Origin of the sequence: Actinomadura chokoriensis (assembly GCF_039529475.1) — a bacterium.
Taxonomy (GTDB): Bacteria; Actinomycetota; Actinomycetes; order Streptosporangiales; family Streptosporangiaceae; genus Spirillospora; species Spirillospora bangladeshensis.
This window is the reverse complement of sequence record NZ_BAAAMW010000003.1, coordinates 299,469-317,416: the sequence shown is the minus strand read 5'-3', so window position 1 is coordinate 317,416 and position 17,948 is coordinate 299,469. Positions and strand designations below refer to the sequence as shown.

The 17,948-nt window shown below is 71.4% G+C and carries 10 protein-coding genes; 5 read left to right on the top strand and 5 right to left on the bottom strand.

From position 1 onward, the window contains the following. Positions 1 to 10 precede the first annotated feature (10 nt). The 3 genes from ABFX46_RS09425 to ABFX46_RS09415 all read right to left on the bottom strand — a co-directional run bounded on the left by ABFX46_RS09425 (position 11) and on the right by ABFX46_RS09415 (position 6,820). Positions 11 to 1,447: a glycosyltransferase family 87 protein gene (locus ABFX46_RS09425; protein WP_346041056.1), complete on the bottom strand. Its 1,437-nt coding sequence runs from the start codon at positions 1,445 to 1,447 to the stop codon at positions 11 to 13. 135 nt (positions 1,448 to 1,582) lie between these two features. Then, the gene (locus ABFX46_RS09420; protein ID WP_346041054.1) at positions 1,583 to 4,273 is read right to left on the bottom strand and encodes a transglycosylase domain-containing protein; all 2,691 of its coding nucleotides are present in this window, start codon (positions 4,271 to 4,273) and stop codon (positions 1,583 to 1,585) included. A gap of 258 nt (positions 4,274 to 4,531) precedes the next feature. Continuing rightward, positions 4,532 to 6,820: a transglycosylase domain-containing protein gene (locus ABFX46_RS09415; RefSeq protein WP_346041053.1), complete on the bottom strand. Its 2,289-nt coding sequence runs from the start codon at positions 6,818 to 6,820 to the stop codon at positions 4,532 to 4,534. Positions 6,821 to 8,855: 2,035 nt separating this feature from the next. On the opposite strand from ABFX46_RS09415, the gene ABFX46_RS09410 reads away from it, so the two are divergent. The 4 genes from ABFX46_RS09410 (at position 8,856) to ABFX46_RS09395 (ending at position 13,910) form a co-directional block, all read left to right on the top strand. Continuing rightward, positions 8,856 to 9,479, top strand: coding sequence for a PadR family transcriptional regulator (locus tag ABFX46_RS09410; RefSeq protein WP_163053650.1), 624 nt, complete (start codon positions 8,856 to 8,858; stop codon positions 9,477 to 9,479). 66 nt (positions 9,480 to 9,545) lie between these two features. Continuing rightward, positions 9,546 to 10,625, top strand: coding sequence for an inositol-3-phosphate synthase (locus ABFX46_RS09405; protein WP_131944739.1), 1,080 nt, complete (start codon positions 9,546 to 9,548; stop codon positions 10,623 to 10,625). A 200-nt stretch (positions 10,626 to 10,825) separates the two neighbouring features. Beyond that, entirely contained in the window at positions 10,826 to 12,604 is a 1,779-nt protein-coding gene (locus tag ABFX46_RS09400; RefSeq protein WP_346041051.1) for an ABC transporter substrate-binding protein, read from the top strand. A gap of 19 nt (positions 12,605 to 12,623) precedes the next feature. Then, on the top strand, positions 12,624 to 13,910 hold the full coding sequence (locus ABFX46_RS09395) for an MFS transporter (RefSeq protein ID WP_346041049.1): 1,287 nt from the start codon (positions 12,624 to 12,626) through the stop codon (positions 13,908 to 13,910). Between the two features lie 137 nt (positions 13,911 to 14,047). Here ABFX46_RS09395 and ABFX46_RS09390 read toward each other — a convergent pair whose 3' ends face one another. Together ABFX46_RS09390 and ABFX46_RS09385 are read right to left on the bottom strand one after the other, a co-directional pair. After that, the gene (locus ABFX46_RS09390) at positions 14,048 to 15,337 is read right to left on the bottom strand and encodes an adenosylmethionine--8-amino-7-oxononanoate transaminase (RefSeq protein ID WP_346041047.1); all 1,290 of its coding nucleotides are present in this window, start codon (positions 15,335 to 15,337) and stop codon (positions 14,048 to 14,050) included. A 20-nt stretch (positions 15,338 to 15,357) separates the two neighbouring features. After that, positions 15,358 to 16,956, bottom strand: coding sequence for a CCA tRNA nucleotidyltransferase (locus tag ABFX46_RS09385; protein ID WP_346041045.1), 1,599 nt, complete (start codon positions 16,954 to 16,956; stop codon positions 15,358 to 15,360). Positions 16,957 to 17,335: 379 nt separating this feature from the next. On the opposite strand from ABFX46_RS09385, the gene ABFX46_RS09380 reads away from it, so the two are divergent. Further along, positions 17,336 to 17,884: an aminoacyl-tRNA deacylase gene (locus ABFX46_RS09380; protein WP_346041043.1), complete on the top strand. Its 549-nt coding sequence runs from the start codon at positions 17,336 to 17,338 to the stop codon at positions 17,882 to 17,884. Positions 17,885 to 17,948 lie beyond the last annotated feature (64 nt).

Here is a 17,948-nt window from a genome sequence, read left to right as displayed (position 1 = left end):
ACCGACGCGATCAGGACGGTGCCGGGACGCCGGCGCGGCGCGCGCCGCGCCAGCGTCCCAGCGAGATCACGTCGGCCGCGCCGTCGAGGAAGCCGCCCGCCGGATCGTCCTCGCCGTCCGAGCGGACGATGTCCGCGGACGGCCGCACGATGTCACGCACCACCAGCACCGCCAGCAGCAGCACGGTCACGAACCGGGCGAGCAGGGCCAGCGAGTAGACGTCCTGGCTGATGCCGCCCTCCGGCGCGTCGAAGCTCAGCACCGCCGACACCGTGCCGGACAGGTCCTGCCCCGGGGTCTGGCCGGACACCGACAGCAGGAACCACCAGATCCCGAAGAAGTAGACGATCTCCCCGAGCTGCCACGCGACGAACGCGGGCAGCTTCGGCCGGGCCATCACCGCGAGCGGCAGCAGCCACAGCACGTACTGCGGCGACCAGACCTTGTTCGGCAGCATGAACGCGACCAGCACCAGGAACAGCAGCTGCGCGAGGCGCGGCCGGCGCGGCGCGGCGAGCGCGAGGACGGCGATGCCGGCGGCGAGGACGAGGAACGTCCCGGTGCCGAGCATGTTGAGCAGGCCGGTGTCGGTCGCCGGTTCCTTCAGCCCGTGGTCCTGCAGGACGAAGAAGATCGAGCCCCAGTCGATGCCGCGCTGCTGGCTGAAGGTGTAGAACTCCTTCCAGCCGTCCCACGCGAAGACCATCACGGGCAGGTTCACGGCCAGCCAGGCCCCGGCCGTGCCGGCGAGCAGCCGTCCCATCGCGCGCCACTGCCCGGCGCGGACGCACAGCAGCACCAGCGGGCCGAGGAACAGCAGCGGGTAGAACTTCGCGGCGATCGCCAGCCCGAGCAGCGCGCCCGCGAGCGCCGGGCGGCGCGCCGACCACGCGGCGACCGCCAGCGCGGACAGCGCGACCGCGAGCAGGTCCCAGTTGATGTAGGCGGTGAGCAGCAGCGCGGGGGACAGGGCCACCATCAGCCCGACGCGCAGCGAGCGCCGTCCCGCCGCGTACGCCGCGGCGAGGACGGCCACGACCGCGAGGACGGCGAGGATCAGCGCGGTCACGTTGTAGAACGCGATCCCGCGCGCGTCCACCCCGAACGGCTGGACGAGCCACGCGACGAGCTGCATGAACCCGCCGCTGAGCACCGGGTACTCGACGTAGTGGATGTCGGATCCGGGGAGCGAGTCGAAGTAGGGGATCTTGCCGTCGCTCAGCCCGCGCACGTAGTAGAGCGGGTAGATGTCGGTGTAGCAGGCGTTCGCCGTCGTCTTGAGGAAGTCGAACCGCACCGACGCGCACGGCTGCTTCTGCAGCCAGCCGAGCAGGCACACCAGCGCGGTGAGCCCCGTCAGCACCGGTGCGAGCCGCATCAGCCGGCCGGGACGGTCCGCCGTGTCGCTGCCGGCGGACATCGCGACCCTCTCAGAAGACGACGACATGGACAGCAAGACTATTCGTCCCGCGGCACTCCGCGATCACAGGGCACTCCGCGATCACAGGGCGCCGCGACGGCCGCACGGGAACGGCCCGGAGCCGCCACGGGCTCCGGGCCGTCCTTCACCGTGCGCGTTCCGCTAGGCGCCCTGGTTCTGGCCCCCGGGCTCCTCGTTCCGGCAGGCGGGGTCGTTGCGGTGCTCGGGCTTCGCGCACCACCAGCTCTTGTCCCCTTCCGGCGGAAGGTTCGGGTTGCAGCCGATCGGCATGTTGATCTCGTTGCAGGGCTGGCCCTCCCCCGTCGGCGGCGACGGCGAGGGCGGCGTCGTCGGGGTCGTCGGCGTGCAGCCCGGCCGCTGCGGGTTCTGCTGCCCCGGGCGGCAGCTCGGCGACGTCGACGGGCTCGGCGTGGTGGACGGGCTCGGCTCCGGCTTCGCCTTGGCCCACGGGGCGACCTGCCCGCCGTTGACCGCCGGCGGGAACTGGCTGATCTCCTTGCCCTCCAGCGCCTTCAGCATGAAGCGCTTGAACAGCTCGGCCGGGACCGTACCACCGTAGACCTGGTTGTATCCGCCGACGCCGATCAGCGACTTGCGGTTGCCCGCCTTGTCCTCCCGCCACATCGCCGACGCCGTCGACAGCTGCGGCGTGTAGCCGACGAACCAGGCGGACTTGTTCTCGTCCGTGGTACCGGTCTTGCCGGCGACCGGACGGGTGCCGAGGCTCGCGCCCTTACCGGTACCGGACGTGACGACCGCCCGCATCGCGTCGGTGGCGTCCGCCGCCACGCCTTCGGAGAAGGCCGTGGTCGGACTCTGCCAGGGCAGCTTCTCCAGCGACTTGTGCTCGTTGTTCATGACCGGGTTGCCCCGGGCGTCGGTGATCTTGGCGATCACGTGCGCCTGGCGGTGCTTGCCGCCGGCCGCGAACGTCGAGTAGACCGACGCCATCGTGACCGGGCTGGCGTCGATGACACCGAGCGGCAGCGAGGTGTAGGTCGGGTTGAGGTTCTCGGTCTCCTTGGGGATGCCCATCTTCTTGGCCATGTCGATGACGTTGGTCAGCTGGACCTTCTGCCCCAGCTCGACGTACGCCGTGTTGATGGACATCGCCGTCATCTGCTTCAGGTTGTAGACGCCGTTCTCGGACGTGCTGTCGTTGGTGAACGTCGCACCGTTGATCGTCCGCTTGTAGCGGCCGTCCATCGTCGTCTTCAGGCTGATGCCCTGGTCGAGCGCGGTGGCCAGCACGATCGGCTTGAACGACGAACCGGGCTGCACGTTGCCCTGGAACGAGTTGTCGAACTGCTGCTTGCGGTAGTCCGCGCCGCCGTAGGCGGCCACCACCCCGCCCGTCCTGTTGTCGATGGCGGCGAGCCCGAACTTGATGTCGGACTTGAGGCCCTTCTCCTTGCGCATCTGCTTGACGAGCTTGTTGGTGTAGGACTGGAGCCCCTTGTCGAAGGTCGTCGTGATCTTCAACCCGCCGGTCTCCAGCTGTGACTCGTCGATGCCGAGGCCCTTCAGCTCCCGGAGCACGCGGTCCTGCAGGTAGCCGGTGTTCGGGTCGTCGGGGGCGTCGCTCCAGTTCTTCTGCGTCTGCGGGAACTTCGCCGACCCGCGCTTGGTCTGGTCGAGCCAGCCCTTCTCGACCATGCCGTCCAGGACGTAGTTCCAGCGGTTGATCAGCGCCTGCTTGGCCGGGTTGGACGCCGGGCCGTAGGTGGCGAAGTAGTTCGGCCGCTGGATCATCGCGGCGAGCATCGCCGCCTGCGACTCGTTGATCTCGGTGACGGGCTTGTGGAAGTAGGCGCGGGACGCCGCCTGGATGCCGTAGGACCGCCGTCCGAACGGGACGGTGTTGAGGTACAGCTCAAGGATCTTCTTCTTGTCCATCTCCTTGCCCATGCGGATGGAGATGAGGATTTCCTTGAACTTGCGGCTGACCGTGCGGTCCTGGCTGAGGTTGGCCCAGTAGTTGCGGGCCAGCTGCTGGGTGATCGTCGACGCGCCCGCGACCTCGCCGCCGGTCGCGGCGCGGAAGATCGCGCCGGCGATGCCGGTCGGCGAGATGCCCGGCTCGGTCCAGAAGTTGCGGTCCTCCGCGGCGAGCACCGCGTTCTGGACGAACTGCGGGACGTCCTTGAGTGCTATGTCCTCGCGGTGGGTGCCGATCCGGGCGAGGGTCGACCCGTCCGCGTAGGTGATCACCGACTCCTGCCGGAGCGCGTCCTGCTGCTTCTTCGTCGGCAGCGGGGTGTTGGCGTAGGCGACGACGACGAGCACCGCCATGCCGAGGATCAGCACGCTGACGGCCGCGACCGTGATCTTCCAGGACGGGACGTACCGCCGCCAGCCGGTCTTCTTGTCGGGGTCGTCGGAACGCTTCTCGCGGCGGCCGCGCCCTTCGGCGCCGCCCCAGAAGTCGTCCCCGCCACCGGGACCGCCCGGACCGCGGCCGCCCGGACCGCGCCCGCCGGGGCCACCCGGGCCTCCGGGGCCGGGGGGACGCCCGCCCGGTCCGCCTGGACCGCCCGGAACACCGGGACCGCCCTGCCCGCCCTGGCCGCGCCGCGGCGGCGGCCCGGACGGGCCCGATCGGGATGCCGTCGGGGCGCCGCGGCGGCGTCCGCCGCCGGCGCCGCCCATCCGCGCGGGCCCTCCGGCCCGTCCGCCGGCCCAGCAGCCGGGACGCGCCGCCCGGCCGGTAGGCGGCGAGCCGGAGGACGGCCCGCCGCGCTGCCCGCCGGACGGCATGCCCGCGGAGCCGGGGCGGGGGGAGCCCCGGCGGCCAGCACTCTCTCCGTAGTCCGGTCCGTATCGGTTACTCACGCGGCCTCATCAACTGGGGGACGGCTATGCGTCGTCCGAGCGTACTGCGCGCCCGTGGCAGGGGAGGCCGATGAGGCGGGGCTGCCCTTCCTCCGGCCGGGCGGGACCGCGCGAACGGTACCGCTGGCATGCGGATACTCGCGAACATGCTTCATGTCACACCCCCGGGTGGCACATGGACGGTACGGGTGGCGGCGGCGGTCCGCCGGTCGGACCGCCGGTTCGGCGCGCCGACCGGGCCGGCGCTGGTCGCGGAGGTCATTCCGGGGGCCTCGCCAACGGCAGCAGTGGCGACAGGCTCCGCGACTCGGTCTCGAAGCCCCGCCCTCCGCGGCGTCCGCGGCAGGCCTGGTCCCCGCGGTGGATCTGGCACCACCAGTCGGGCGGCGGGTTGCTCGGCGGCTTGTTCGGGTCGCAGCCGCCGTTGGAGAACGGCCCCGGGCACGGCGGGAGGTCGCCGGTCTCACCGCCGCCGCCCTGGCAGCGGGGGTCGTGCTGGCCGATCGGGTTGTTGCACCACGGCGGCCTGCGGTCGTCCTTCTTCTTCTCCGGCGGCTTCGCCCACTTCTGCACGATCCCGCCCCACGCGGGCGGCGGGAACGCCTTCGCGTCGATGCCCTGCAGCGCGTTCGACATGTAGGACCGCCAGATGCGGGCGGGGATCGTCCCGCCCTCGACCTGGCCGACCCCCGGCAGGATGACCGACTTCTTCTTCCCGTCCGGGCCGGTCGCGTCGTTGTAGATCGTCACCGCGGTCGAGATCTGCGGGACGTACCCGACGAACCACGACGAGACGTTCCGGTCGGTGGTACCGGTCTTGCCGGCGGCCTGGCGTCCGTCCGGCAGCGCCGCCGCCGTCGCGGTACCGGCCTTGATGACCTGCTGCATCGCATAGGTGGCGTCCGCCGCGACCTTCGGGCTGAAGACCCGGTGCGTCTCGACCTTCGGCTTGAGCCGGACCCGCTTGTTGTCGCTGTACCGGACGACGCGGATCACGTGCGGCTGGTGGTACACGCCGCCGCTCGCGAACACCGCGTAGCCCGCCGCCTGCTCGACCGGGCGGATGTTGTTGACGCCCAGCGCGAGGTTCAGGCAGCACTTGTGCGGTTCGAGCAGGTCGGGCGCGATGCCGGCGTCCGTCTCGGTCTTGATCACTTCCTCGATGCCGACCTTGCCCATCAGCTGGATGAACGCGGTGTTCACCGAGTCCTGCGTCGCCGTGATCAGGTTGATCGCCGGGCCGACGTCATGGCTGTTCGGGACGATCGTGGCCCTCGGGTCGTCCTTGGACACCACGCTGCCGTCCGGGCCGATCGGCGTCTTCGACCGCCCCTCGACCATGCTCTTCAGGCTGTAGTTCTGCTTCAGCGCCGTCGCCAGCACGTACGGCTTCATCGCCGACCCGGCCTGCGCCGAGCCCTGCCACACGTTGTTGAACGACTGGTCCAGGTAGTCCGGCCCGCCGTAGAACGCCACGACCTCGCCGTTCGCCGAGTTCACCGACACGAGCCCGACGCGGATCTTCTTCTTCGCGAGCTTCTTCGGGTTCACCTGCGGGACGGTCTTCTCCGCGGCCCGCTTGGCCATCGCCATCCGCTTGCGGTCGAACGTCGTGTAGACGCGCAGGCCCTCGGTCGTCAGCTCCTTGCGGTCGATGCCCTGCCGGCGCAGCTCCTCCATCGCGCGCGTCAGCATGTAGCCGCGCTGGCCGCCGTACAGCTGCTTGTCGCTGCCCGGCTTGCTGATCTTGGGCAGCCGCTGCATGTACTTGTCGGCGTCCGCCTGGCTCAGCTTGCCCATGGAGACCATGCCCCGGAGCGTGTACTGGTAGCGCGCGGTCACCCACGCCTTGTTCTTCTCGTCGCCCGCGTCCCGGTTCGGGTTCTGGATGATGCCGCCGAGGACGGCCGCCTCGTCGGGCTTCAGCTGCCAGACGTTCTTGCCGAAGTACTCGCGCGACGCCGCCTGGATCCCGTACGTGTCGCGGCCGAGGTAGATCGTGTTCAGGTAGAGCTTGAGGATCTCGTCCTTGGAGTACTTGTCCTCCAGCTTCACCGAGATGAACAGCTCTTTGAACTTCCGGTCCAGCGTCCGGTTGGTCGGGTCGGAGTAGTAGTTCTTCGCGAGCTGCTGCGTGATCGTGGAGCCGCCGCCGGACCCGCCGGTCAGGTTGTCCCACACGGCGCGCGTCGTGCCCTTGATCGAGAAGCCCGGGTCGGTGCGGAAGCTGCGGTTCTCCGCCGCCAGGACCGCGTCCTGGACGAACGGCGGGATCTGCTTCAGCTCGACGCTCTGCCGCTTCTTGCCGATCCGCCCGATCTCGGTGCCGTCGGTGTAGTAGAAGATCGACGCCTGGTCCTCGACGCCAGCGACGGTCGGCTCCGCCGGGGTCGGCGTGTTGGTGTAGGCGACCCAGATCAGCGTGACGAACGCGGCGATGCCGAGCCCGGAGACGCCGGCCACCACCTTCCAGGACGGGATGAACCGCCGCCAGCCGGTCTCCCGGGACCGCAGGTGCCCGAGCATCCCCTTCTTCTGCGGCGGCACCGGCGCCCCCCGCCGTCCAGGCCCACCAGGTCCACCGGGACCGCCGGGGCCGCCCGGCCCACCGGGACCGCCCGGCCCACCGGGTCCCGCGGGCCCGCCGGGCCCACCGGTCCGGTTCGCCACCCGCACGCCTTTGTTCTGGAACTTCGAGGTCACCTTCGACCCGAGCTCCTGCCCGGCCCTGCCGAGCTCGCTGAGCTTCGCCCGCACCCCCGGCTTGGGCACGGCCCCGGGCACACCGGCCGCCCCGAATCCGGCGGCGGCACCGGCCATCCCGGCACCGGCCATCCCAGGACCGGCCATGCCGGGTCCGGGCCTGCCCATCCCGCCCGCACCGGGCGCACCGCCCATGCCCGGCCCGCCAGGAACCCCCGGCCCGTTCAACGCCCGAGGCCCACCGGGCCCGCCGGGCATCCCGCCCATTCCAGACGCGTTCGGCCCTCCGGGCCCGAAACCGCCCCCAGGCCCACCGGGCGCCCCCCTCCCACTGGGAACGACCGCACCACCAGGCCCCGACGCCCCGGGAACACCTTGCCCGCCACCGACGCCGGATCCACCGGGTCCACCGACCGCGCCCTGCCCACCAGAACCGCCAAAGCCACCGGCCATGCCATGCGAGCCCGGACCACCATTACCAACAGGGCCACCCAGCGCACCCTGCCCGCCATGGGCGGCACCAGAAGCACCTTGCCCACCGCCCCCGGCAGGACCGCTCAACGGACCTTGCCCGCCGGTTCCGGAAAACCCGCTCAGCGCATCCTGACCGCCGAACCCAGCTCCCGGGGCGGCCTGCCCACCGGGTCCGGCAGGGCCGCCCAGCGCGCCTTGCCCGCCATGGGCGGCACCAGGAACACCTTGCCCACCGCTCCCGGCGGGACCGTTCAACGGGCCTTGCCCGCCGGTTCCGGGGAATCCGCTCAGTGCGTCCTGACCGCCGGGGCCGGCTCCTGGAGAGGCTTGCCCGCCGAGCGGGCCTTGTCCGCCCTGCGGCGCATGCGCGCCGGGCACGGGCTGCCCGCCGGACGCGGCCGGGCTGCTGGACGGGGCCTGTCCGCCGGGAGTCCAGGAGTCGGAGGCGCCCGGCGTGAACTGTCCGCCGCCGGGCGTGAAGGGGGAGCCCGGCGCGGCGTTTCCGCCGGCGCCCGACGGGGCCGACCAGCTCGATCCGCCGGGGCCGCTCCAGGCGCTGGGCCCCTCCGGGCCCGTCGCGTGGCGGCCGGGGGAGGCGGGGCCCGCGGGGATCGCGGGAGTCGGTGCCGTCGGTGCTGCGCCGCCCAGTGGGGCGGCCGGGCCGCTCGGGACCGCGTGGCCCCCCATGAAACCGGCGTCCGGTGTCCCCTGGGCGCCAGAGTTCTGTGACTCGCCGGGCAGGCCGGAGTCGGCCGGGCGTGCGGAGTCGCCGGGACGGGGGTTCTGCTGCCCGCCCGGCCCGTGCGACCCGGGTTCCGGTCGGGGCTGGCTTGGATTACTCACGCGACCTCATCAACAGGGACAACGGTGGTTGCCAGGGGCCCTGGGGCGGCCCTCCGGCCCTTGTTGCGACTCGTGCGCCGTCCGAAGAGTACTGTGCGGGCTGGTGAGCGGGGGGAGCGCGTGCACCGCGAAAGACCATCCGGGCCGGTCAACGCCCCCGCCGATGGAAACGGCCGGGTTGCTCCTCCTTGTTCGTCCGCCGTCCGGGGCGCCGCGCCCCGTGGCCGAGGACGCTCGACATGGCCGGGTGGTATCAGCCGCAACTTTGGCACACTTCGGCCATATACACCCTGAATTCTCCGCATTCGGCGTCCGACCTCGGCGGTCGTCCCGCCCGCGCGGCTGAAGATCGTCTTCGCGCGGGCCGGCGGCGCGGCTGGATGCGGTCACACCGTCCTGTACGAAGCGGCGCCCGGCCGCGGCTCGATCGCGCGGTGTTTCCGGGTTTGGACGGTCCACTTGCCATGAGGGGACGCCGTACGTATCTTGTCGATGTATCGAGTCGATACATTCACTCGATACATCAGATCGAGACATCGGCTTCTGCGGAAGAGGGAACCGGATGGCGGCCAGGAAGGGCGCGGGCGTGCTGGAGCTCGCCGTGCTCGGCCTGCTGCACGAGGCCCCGATGCACGGCTACGAGCTGCGCAAGCGGCTCAACGCCCTGCTGGGCATGTTCCGGGCGTTCTCCTACGGCTCCCTCTATCCGTGCCTGAAGCAGCTTCTCGCGGACGGCATGATCATCGAGGACCGTTCGGCCGAGGAGAACACGCCCCTGGCCCTGCAGAGCCGCCGGTCGAAGATCGTTTACAAGCTCACCGCCGACGGCAAGGAGCGCCTCCAGCGGCTCCTGACCGAGGCCGGACCGGCGGCGTGGGAGGACGAGGGGTTCGGCGTGCACTTCGCCTTCTTCTCGCACACCCGCGCCGACGTCCGGCTGCGCATCCTCGAAGGCCGGCGCAGCCGGCTGGAGGAGCGGCTGGAGAGCGTCCGGGCCGCATTGGCGCGGACCCGCGAGCGGGTCGACTCCTACACCCTGGAGCTGCAGAACCACGGGCTGGAGTCGGTCGAGCGCGAGGTCAGGTGGCTCAACGAGCTCATCGGGCGCGAGCGGGCCGAGCAGGAACAGCAAGCACTGTCAGCTAAGCGAATTGACCAGGACATGCCTCGGGACGAGGGCCGCTGAGCGGCGACCCGGCGCCCTCGGGGGCGGGTGAAACCACATGTTCCGCAAGAGAGAAGGAGCAACCGGATGGGTTCGGTGCGCGTAGCCATCGTGGGTGTGGGCAACTGCGCCTCTTCACTCGTCCAAGGTGTCGAGTTCTACAAGGACGCGGCCCTCGACACGCGAGTCCCCGGCCTGATGCACGTGCAGTTCGGTGAGTACCACGTGGGCGACGTGGAGTTCGTCGCGGCGTTCGACGTGGACGCCAAGAAGGTCGGGATGGACCTGTCCGAGGCCATCCACGCCAGCGAGAACAACACGATCAAGTTCGCCGACGTCCCGCCGACCGGCGTGACCGTCCAGCGCGGCCACACCTTCGACGGCCTCGGCCAGTACTACCTCGACATGGTCGAGGAGTCCGACGCCGAGCCGGTGGACGTCGTGCAGGTGCTGAAGGACGCCGAGGTCGACGTCCTGGTGTCGTACCTGCCGGTGGGCTCGGAGGAGGCCGACCGCTTCTACGCCCAGTGCGCGATCGACGCCAAGGTCGCGTTCGTGAACGCGCTGCCGGTGTTCATCGCCAGCGACCCCGAGTGGGCCCAGAAGTTCACCGACGCGGGCGTCCCGATCGTCGGCGACGACATCAAGTCGCAGGTCGGCGCGACCATCACGCACCGCGTCATGGCCCGCCTCTTCGAGGACCGCGGTGTCGAGCTGCTGCGCACGTACCAGCTCAACTTCGGCGGCAACATGGACTTCATGAACATGCTGGAGCGCAAGCGCCTCCAGTCGAAGAAGATCTCCAAGACGCAGTCGGTCACCTCGCAGATCCCGCACGAGATGGCGAAGGCCGACGTGCACATCGGCCCGTCCGACCACGTGCCGTGGCTGGACGACCGCAAGTGGGCCTACGTCCGGCTGGAGGGCAAGTCCTTCGGCGACACCCCCCTCAACCTGGAGTACAAGCTCGAGGTCTGGGACTCCCCGAACTCCGCCGGCGTCATCATCGACGCGGTGCGCGCCGCGAAGATCGCCAAGGACCGCGGCATCGGCGGCCCGATCCTGTCGGCGTCCTCCTACTTCATGAAGTCGCCCCCGGAGCAGTACACCGACGACCAGGCGCACGAGGCCGTGGAGAAGTTCATCCGCGGCGAGGTCGAGCGCTGACCCCCGTCCGGTGCTCGATCCTGGCTCGCTGAGAGTCTGATCACAAAGTCTCCAAGGGACGCCCTGACAGTGGACTTCCACTGTCAGGGCGTCCTTACTTCTAGAGAGAAAACGGTGATGTACCGGCCCTTTGTCACTCTGTGGCCCTACTGTGACACTGCCGGTGACTGCGCGCCAGGTTCGGAGTTCGAGGTGGGAACGTGACGGCACGCCAGATGTTCAAGGTGACGGTGGGGCTGACGGGGCTGATGGTGGGCCTCGCGGGATGCGCGGGGGGAGGTGACGACGCGTCCGCGTCGGGCGAGGGCCGCGACGGCGGGACGCTGCGGATCATCGGGTCGTCCGATGTCGAGCACCTCGACCCGGCGGCGGTGGCGAGCGTCGGCGCGTACGGTCTCGCGCGCACGTTCGCGCGGACGCTGTTCGGGACGCGGGCGTCCAACGACTTCCAGGAGACGGTCCCCGTCCGGCCGGACGTGGCGGAGCGGATCCCGACCCGCGAGAACGGCGGCGTCGGCAAGGACCGGCGCACCTACACGGTGCGGCTGCGCGAGGGCGTCCAGTGGAACACCACGCCGCCGCGGCCGGTCACCGCGCAGGACTTCGTCCGCGGCTTCGAGCGGCTGTGCAACCCGGCGGCGCCGTCCGCCGGCAAGGGCTACTTCATCTCCACCCTGAAGGGGATGGACGAGTTCTGCCGCGGCTACGGCGAGGTCGACGGCAAGGACCCGGCGGCCATGGCCGCCTACCAGCGCGACCACGACATCGAGGGCGTCCGCGCCAAGGACGACCGGACGCTCGTGTTCACGCTGCGCCGCCCCGCCAGCGACTTCCTGAACCTGCTGACGCTGCCGTACACCGCCGCCGCGCCGAAGGAGTACGACGCCTACGTCCCGGACGGCCCGGAACTCCGCCGCCACACGATCTCCGACGGCCCCTACCAGATCACCGAGTACCGCCCGGGGCTGTCGTACCTGCTCTCCCGCAACCCGGCCTGGCGGGCGGGCGGCGACCCGCTCCGCGAGCAGCATGTCGCGAAGATCCGGATCACCCTCGGGCAGGACTCGCCCGAGGCCGTCCAGCAGCAGATCGAGCAGGGCACCGCCGACCTCGCATGGGACCAGCCCGTCCCGACGTCGGCGATCCCCCGGCTGCGCGACGATCCCCGGTTCGCGATCAGGGAGACGCCGAACAACAGCCCCTACCTGGTGTTCAACACGCGCAGCCCGAACAACGGCGGCGCGCTCGGGAAGCGGGAGGTCCGGCAGGCGCTGGAGTACGCGATCGACCGCAGCGCGCTCATCAAGATCGTCGGCGGGCCGTCGGTGGCGCGGCCGCTGCACACGGTGATCCCGCCGGGGAACTCCGGATACTCGGCGACCGACCTCTACCCGACGCCCGGCGAGTCGGGCGATCCCGCCAAGTGCCGCGAACTGCTCGGGCGGGCGGGGCGGCCGAAGCTCACGCTGAAGTTCCCGTACCGGACGAACAGCGTCCACAAGCTCATCGCCCAGTCCATCGCGGAGAACCTGGACGCCTGCGGCGTCGAGACCGAGCTCGTCGCCGACTCCGGCGGCTCCTTCTACGCCGGCACCCTCGGCACGCCCGCCCGCGCCCGCGCCGGCGAGTGGGACATCGCCGCGCCCGGCTGGGTGCCCGACTGGTACGGCAACAACGGCCGCTCGATCATCCAGCCGCTGTTCGACGGCCGCACCTACGGGCAGAACTCCACCAACTACGGCGGCTACGACAACCCGCAGGTCAACGCACTGATCGACGCGGCCCTCACCGCGCCGGACGCCGAGCGCGCGGCCGGCTACTGGCAGCAGGCCGACCAGAAGATCATGGAGGACGCGGCGATCGTGCCGCTCCTCGACCGCGCGCAGACGCTCTTCCACTCGTCCCGCGTCCACGGCGCCGTCTACCTGCCGACCACCGCGGGCTACGACTACACGCGGCTGTGGCTGAGCGGCGGCTGACGGCGCATAAGGTGATCGCGTGAAGGCGGGACAGGTGCGGGAGATCCTGCGCGGGCGGGATTTCCGGCGGCTGTACGGCACGCGGCTCGCCTCGCAGTTCAGCGACGGCGTGTTCCAGGTCGCGCTCGCCGGCTACGTGTTCTTCTCGCCCGAGCGGCAGACGACGGCCGGCAAGGCCGCGGCGGCGTTCGCGGTGACGCTGCTGCCGTACTCGGTGCTCGGCCCGTTCGCCGGGGTGTTCATCGACCGGTGGCGGCGCCGGCAGATCCTCGTCTGGACGCCGGTGCTGCGGGCGCTGCTCGTCCTCGTCGTCGCGGGGCTCGTGGCCGCCGGGCAGGACGGCACGGTCTTCTTCCTCGGCGTCCTGGTCGTGCTGGGCGTCAACCGGTTCTTCCTCGCGGCGCTGTCGGCGGCGCTCCCGCATGTCGTGCGGCGCGACCAGCTGGTGACGGCGAACGCGTTCACGGTCACGTCCGGGACGATCATCGCGTTCGCGGGCGGCGGCGCCGGCTACCTGCTGCGCCTGCTCTTCGGCTCCGGGCACGAGGGGACGGCGCTGATCCTTGTGACGGCGGCGTCCCTGTACCTGCTCGCGGGCCTGGTCGCGACGACGCTGCCGAAGGGGCTGCTGGGGCCGGACGTGCCGGACATGTCGCGTGTCCGCGACACGCTGGGCGGCGTCGTGTCCGGCCTCGCGGACGGGGCGCGGCACCTCACCCGGCGGCCGCAGGCGGCGCTGGCGCTCGGCGCGATCTCGTTCCACCGGTTCCTGTACGGCGTCGTCCTGATCATGACGCTGCTGCTGTGCCGCAACCACTTCGCGGACGACCCCGACCGGGGGCTGGAGAAGTTCGCGCTCATGCTCGGGGTGTCCGGCGCCGGGTACTTCGCGGCGGCGCTGATCACCCCGGCGGTGGTGCGGCGGATCAGCAAGCAGGCGTGGACGGCGTGGCTGCTCGCCGCGGCGGCGCTGAGCCTGCTCCTGTTCGCAACGCCGTTCGCGGAGCGTCCCTGGGCGGCCGGCGCCTTCCTGCTCGGCGTCGTGTCGCAGGGCGTGAAGCTGTGCGTCGACACGACGCTGCAGGAGATCATCGACGACGGCTACCGGGGTCGGGTGTTCGCCGTCTACGACATGCTGTTCAACGCGACGTTCGCCGCCGCGGCGGCGGCCGCCGCGACCTGGCTCCCGGCGGACGGCCGCGCCGTCCCGACCCTGCTCGCGGTGATCGCCGCCTACGCCGCCGGCGCGCTCGCCTACCGCACCGCCGCGTCCCGCATCCGCAGCCCCGCCCCGGCCCTCCACTGACCCGCCACCGCACCGGGCACCACCCGGCCGCCGGGCACCCACCGGACTGGCAGGGCAGCCGCCGAATGGCCGGACGCCGCAGTCGGCGGTGCGCCGGACCGGAGGGCGGGCGCCCGCCCGGTCGCCGGGCGCGGGCGTCAGAGGGATTCGGCGATGGCGTGGAGGGCGGCGGCGATATGGAGGACCTCGTCCTCCGTGCAGACGTACGGCGGCATCGTGTAGACGAGCTTGCCGAACGGGCGCAGCCAGACGCCGTGCGCCATGGCGATCTCCTGGACGGACGCCACGTCCACCGGCTCCCGCGCCTCGATGACGCCGATCGCGCCGAGGACGCGGACGTCCGCCACCCCCGGGAACTCGGCGGCACCGTCGAGTTCGCTGGTGAGGATCGCCTCGATGGTGTCGACCTCGTCCCGCCAGTCGCGGGACAGCAGCAGGTCGATCGACGCGGACGCCACGGCGGCGGCCAGCGGGTTCGCCATGTACGTCGGCCCGTGCATCAGGACGCCCGCCTCGCCGGAGGAGATGCCCTCCGCGACGCGGTCGGTGCACAGGGTGGCGGCCATCGTCATGTATCCGCCGGTCAGGGCCTTGCCGAGGCACATGATGTCGGGCGTGACCTCGGCGTGGTCGCAGCCCCACAGCTCACCCGTCCGGCCGAACCCGGTGGCGATCTCGTCCAGGATCAGCAGGATGCCGTGCTCGTCGGCGATCTCGCGGAGCGCGGCCAGGTACTCGGGGGCGTAGAAGCGCATCCCGCCGGCGCCCTGGACGATCGGCTCGACGATGATCCCGGCCAGCTCGCCCGCGTGCGCGGCGGCGAGCCGGGACAGCCCGTCCAGGTAGGACTCGTCGGGGTCGGCGGCGTACCCGAGCGGGGGCGGCGGCGCGAACACGTGCTTCGCGAGGACGTCGGCGAACAGGTGGTGCATCCCGTTCACCGGGTCGCAGACCGCCATGTCGCCGAACGTGTCGCCGTGGTACCCGCCCCGGACGGTGAGCAGCCGGTGCCGCTCGGGCCGCCCCTGCGACCGCCAGAACTGCAGCGCCATCTTGATCGCGACCTCGACCGCCACGGACCCGGAGTCGGCGAAGAACACCTTCGTCAGCGGCTCCGGCGTGATCTCGATGAGCCGCTCGGCGAGCCGCACCGCCGGCGGGTGCGTGAGCCCGCCGAACATCACGTGCGCCATCTTGCCGAGCTGCCCGGTCACGGCCGCGTTCAGCTTCGGGTGGTCGTACCCGTGGACGGCCGCCCACCACGACGACATCCCGTCGATCAGCTCGCTGCCGTCCGCGAGCGTCAGCCGCACACCGCTCGCCGACACGACCGGCAGGACGGGCGCGGACGCGGGCATCGGCGCATACGGATGCCAGATGTGCTCCCGGTCGAACGCCAGCATCCGCTCGGCCTCCCGCGGACTCATCCGCCCGAGCTGCAGCGGAATCACACCGCACCCCCGCCCGCTCCCGCGCCGCCGCCGGCCGCGCCGCCCTCGTTCTTGCCGGGCTCGGCCGTGCCGCCTTCGCACTTGCCGACCTCGTCCGAGTCTGACTCGGCTGCGGCGCCCTCGCTTCCGCCGGGCTCGGCGGGGGCGGTGGGGAGGACGCCTTCGGCGGCGGCCCAGGCGCGGAGTTCGTCGGCGGCGGCCTCCTTGCCGATCATGCCGCGGTCCAGGCGGACGTCCAGGAGGAACTTGTACGCCTTGCCGACGAGGGGGCCGGGCCTGATGCCGAGGATCTCCTGGATCTCGTTGCCGTCGATCTCCGGGCGGATCGCGGCCAGCTCCTCCTCCTGCGCGAGGCGCTCGATGCGCAGTTCCAGGTCGTCGTAGGTGCGGCGCAGCCGGTCGGCCTTGCGCCGGTTGCGGGTCGTGCAGTCGGCGCGGGTCAGCTTGTGCAGCCGGGACAGCAGCGGTCCCGCGTCGCGGACGTAGCGGCGGACGGCCGAGTCCGTCCACTCGCCGGTGCCGTAGCCGTGGAAGCGCAGGTGCAGCTCCACCAGGCGGGACACGTCGTTGATGACGTCCTTCGGGTAGCGCAGGGCGGTCAGCCGCTTGCGGGTCATCTTCGCGCCGACGACCTCGTGGTGGTGGAACGACACCCGGCCGCCGTCCTCGAACCGGCGCGTCCGCGGCTTGCCGATGTCGTGCAGCAGCGCCGCCAGCCGCAGGACGAGGTCGGGCCCCTCCTGCTCCTGCGCGATGGCCTGCTCCAGGACGATCAGCGAGTGCTCGTAGACGTCCTTGTGCCGGTGGTGCTCGTCGATCTCCAGCCGCAGCTTCGGCAGCTCCGGCAGGACCTGCGCGGCGAGGCCCGTCTCGACCAGCAGCGCGAGGCCCTGCCGCGGGTACCGGCCGCAGATCAGCTTGGACAGCTCGTCCCGGATCCGCTCGGCGGAGACGATCTCGATGCGGGACGCCATGTCCTTCATCGCGCGGACGACGTCCGGCGCGACCGTGAAGCCGAGCTGCGAGGCGAACCGGGCGGCGCGCAGCATCCGCAGCGGGTCGTCGCTGAAGGAGTCCTCGGGTTTGCCGGGCGTCCGCAGGACCTTGCGCTGCAGGTCGGTGAGGCCGCCGAACGGGTCGACGAACTCGTGGCCGGGCAGCCGGGCCGCCATGGCGTTCACCGCGAAGTCGCGGCGGCGGAGGTCCTCGACGAGGGACGTCCCGTAGGAGACGTCCGGCTTGCGGGACTTCGGGTCGTAGGACTCGCTGCGGTAGGTGGTGATCTCCAGTTCGACGCCGTCCTTGCGGAGGCCGACGGTGCCGAACTCGATGCCGATCGTCCAGTGCGCGTCCGCCCAGTCGCGGATGATCTCCAGGGTGCGTTCTGGCGGCGCGTCGGTGGTCAGGTCGACGTCCTTGGTGCGGCGGCGCAGCAGCGCGTCCCGGACGGGCCCGCCGACCAGCGCCAGCTCGTGACCGGCCGCCGCGAACAGGGCGCCGAGGTCGTCGGCGACGGGGGCGATCCCGCGCAGCAGCTCGGCGATCGCGGTGCGCCGCGAGGACTCTGGGGTCACGTTCTGGTTGGGCACGGCCATCGAGCGTATTTCCTTGATTGACGGGCTGACAAAGGACTTTCTGGTGATCGCCGCGGCCCCGCGCGGAGCCTTTGCGGGGCCGGAGCCGGACGGGCCCCTTCACATGCCGCGATCTCCGGGTTACGTTCTGGACACCCCGATGACGCCAGCGCGACCGCCGGTGAGCCTCCCGCACGACAACGGTAGCGGGATCCAAAAGGGCCACGGTCCGCCGCACGTGCGGCTGAGGCGCATCGTGAGGGTTTACGTGACGTATGACGCGAGTTAGGCCAGTCGTTCCGGGTATGTGGGGATATCCCCCACAGAGTGCGAAGCACGGGGACTCAGCGAAACCAGTTCCGGGGGTGAGCGGGGAGACCCCCGCGGAATGGAGCCGAAGATGAAGGACGCTCTCGCCATCCACCGCGCGCTGCTCGAATGGGAGGCCGTGCACGAGATCGTGCGGCTGCCCGTCGCGATCTCCCACGCCGACGAACTCCCGAAGGCCCTCGGGCTCCCGGCGGAACGGTGCCTGGTGACGCGCGTCTACGCCTGCGACGGCGGGCGGCGCGGCCGCCGCTTCCTGACCGGCGTGATCGTCCCGGCGGGTGAGCGCCCCGTGGTGGAGGCGGTCCGGCGGACGGTCGGCGCCCGCACCGTCCGGCCCGCGCACCCCGACCTCGTGAACGCGGTCACCGAGTACGCGGCCGGCCTCGTCTGCCCGCTCCTGCTGCCCGACACGATGCCGCTGCTCATCGACCACCGCCTGGCGGACGGTTTGAACTCCGACGACGTCGTCTACACCGCGACCGGGGAGGCGTCCACGGCCCTCGGCATCAGGGGGAGCTCCCTCTACGCCCTCTGCCACGCCAAGCCCGTCGACCCTCTCGCCCCGCCCGCCGTCCCCGCTCCCGCCGCCACCCCCGAGACCACCCATTCCCGGACCTGACCCTCCGCGCTCGGGCACTCTCCATCAGCGTGACGGACTACCATCGACGCCGTGGTGCGGGAAA

Excerpts from the sequence above, each read along its gene's own strand:
- ABFX46_RS09390 (WP_346041047.1), bottom strand. The coding sequence starts at position 15,337 with ATGAGTCCGCGGGAGGCCGAGCGGATGCTGGCGTTCGACCGGGAGCAC.
- ABFX46_RS09405 (WP_131944739.1), top strand. The coding sequence starts at position 9,546 with ATGGGTTCGGTGCGCGTAGCCATCGTGGGTGTGGGCAACTGCGCCTCT.
- ABFX46_RS09380 (WP_346041043.1), top strand. The coding sequence starts at position 17,336 with ATGAAGGACGCTCTCGCCATCCACCGCGCGCTGCTCGAATGGGAGGCC.
- ABFX46_RS09385 (WP_346041045.1), bottom strand. The coding sequence starts at position 16,956 with ATGGCCGTGCCCAACCAGAACGTGACCCCAGAGTCCTCGCGGCGCACC.
- ABFX46_RS09425 (WP_346041056.1), bottom strand. The coding sequence starts at position 1,447 with ATGTCGTCGTCTTCTGAGAGGGTCGCGATGTCCGCCGGCAGCGACACG.
- ABFX46_RS09410 (WP_163053650.1), top strand. The coding sequence starts at position 8,856 with ATGGCGGCCAGGAAGGGCGCGGGCGTGCTGGAGCTCGCCGTGCTCGGC.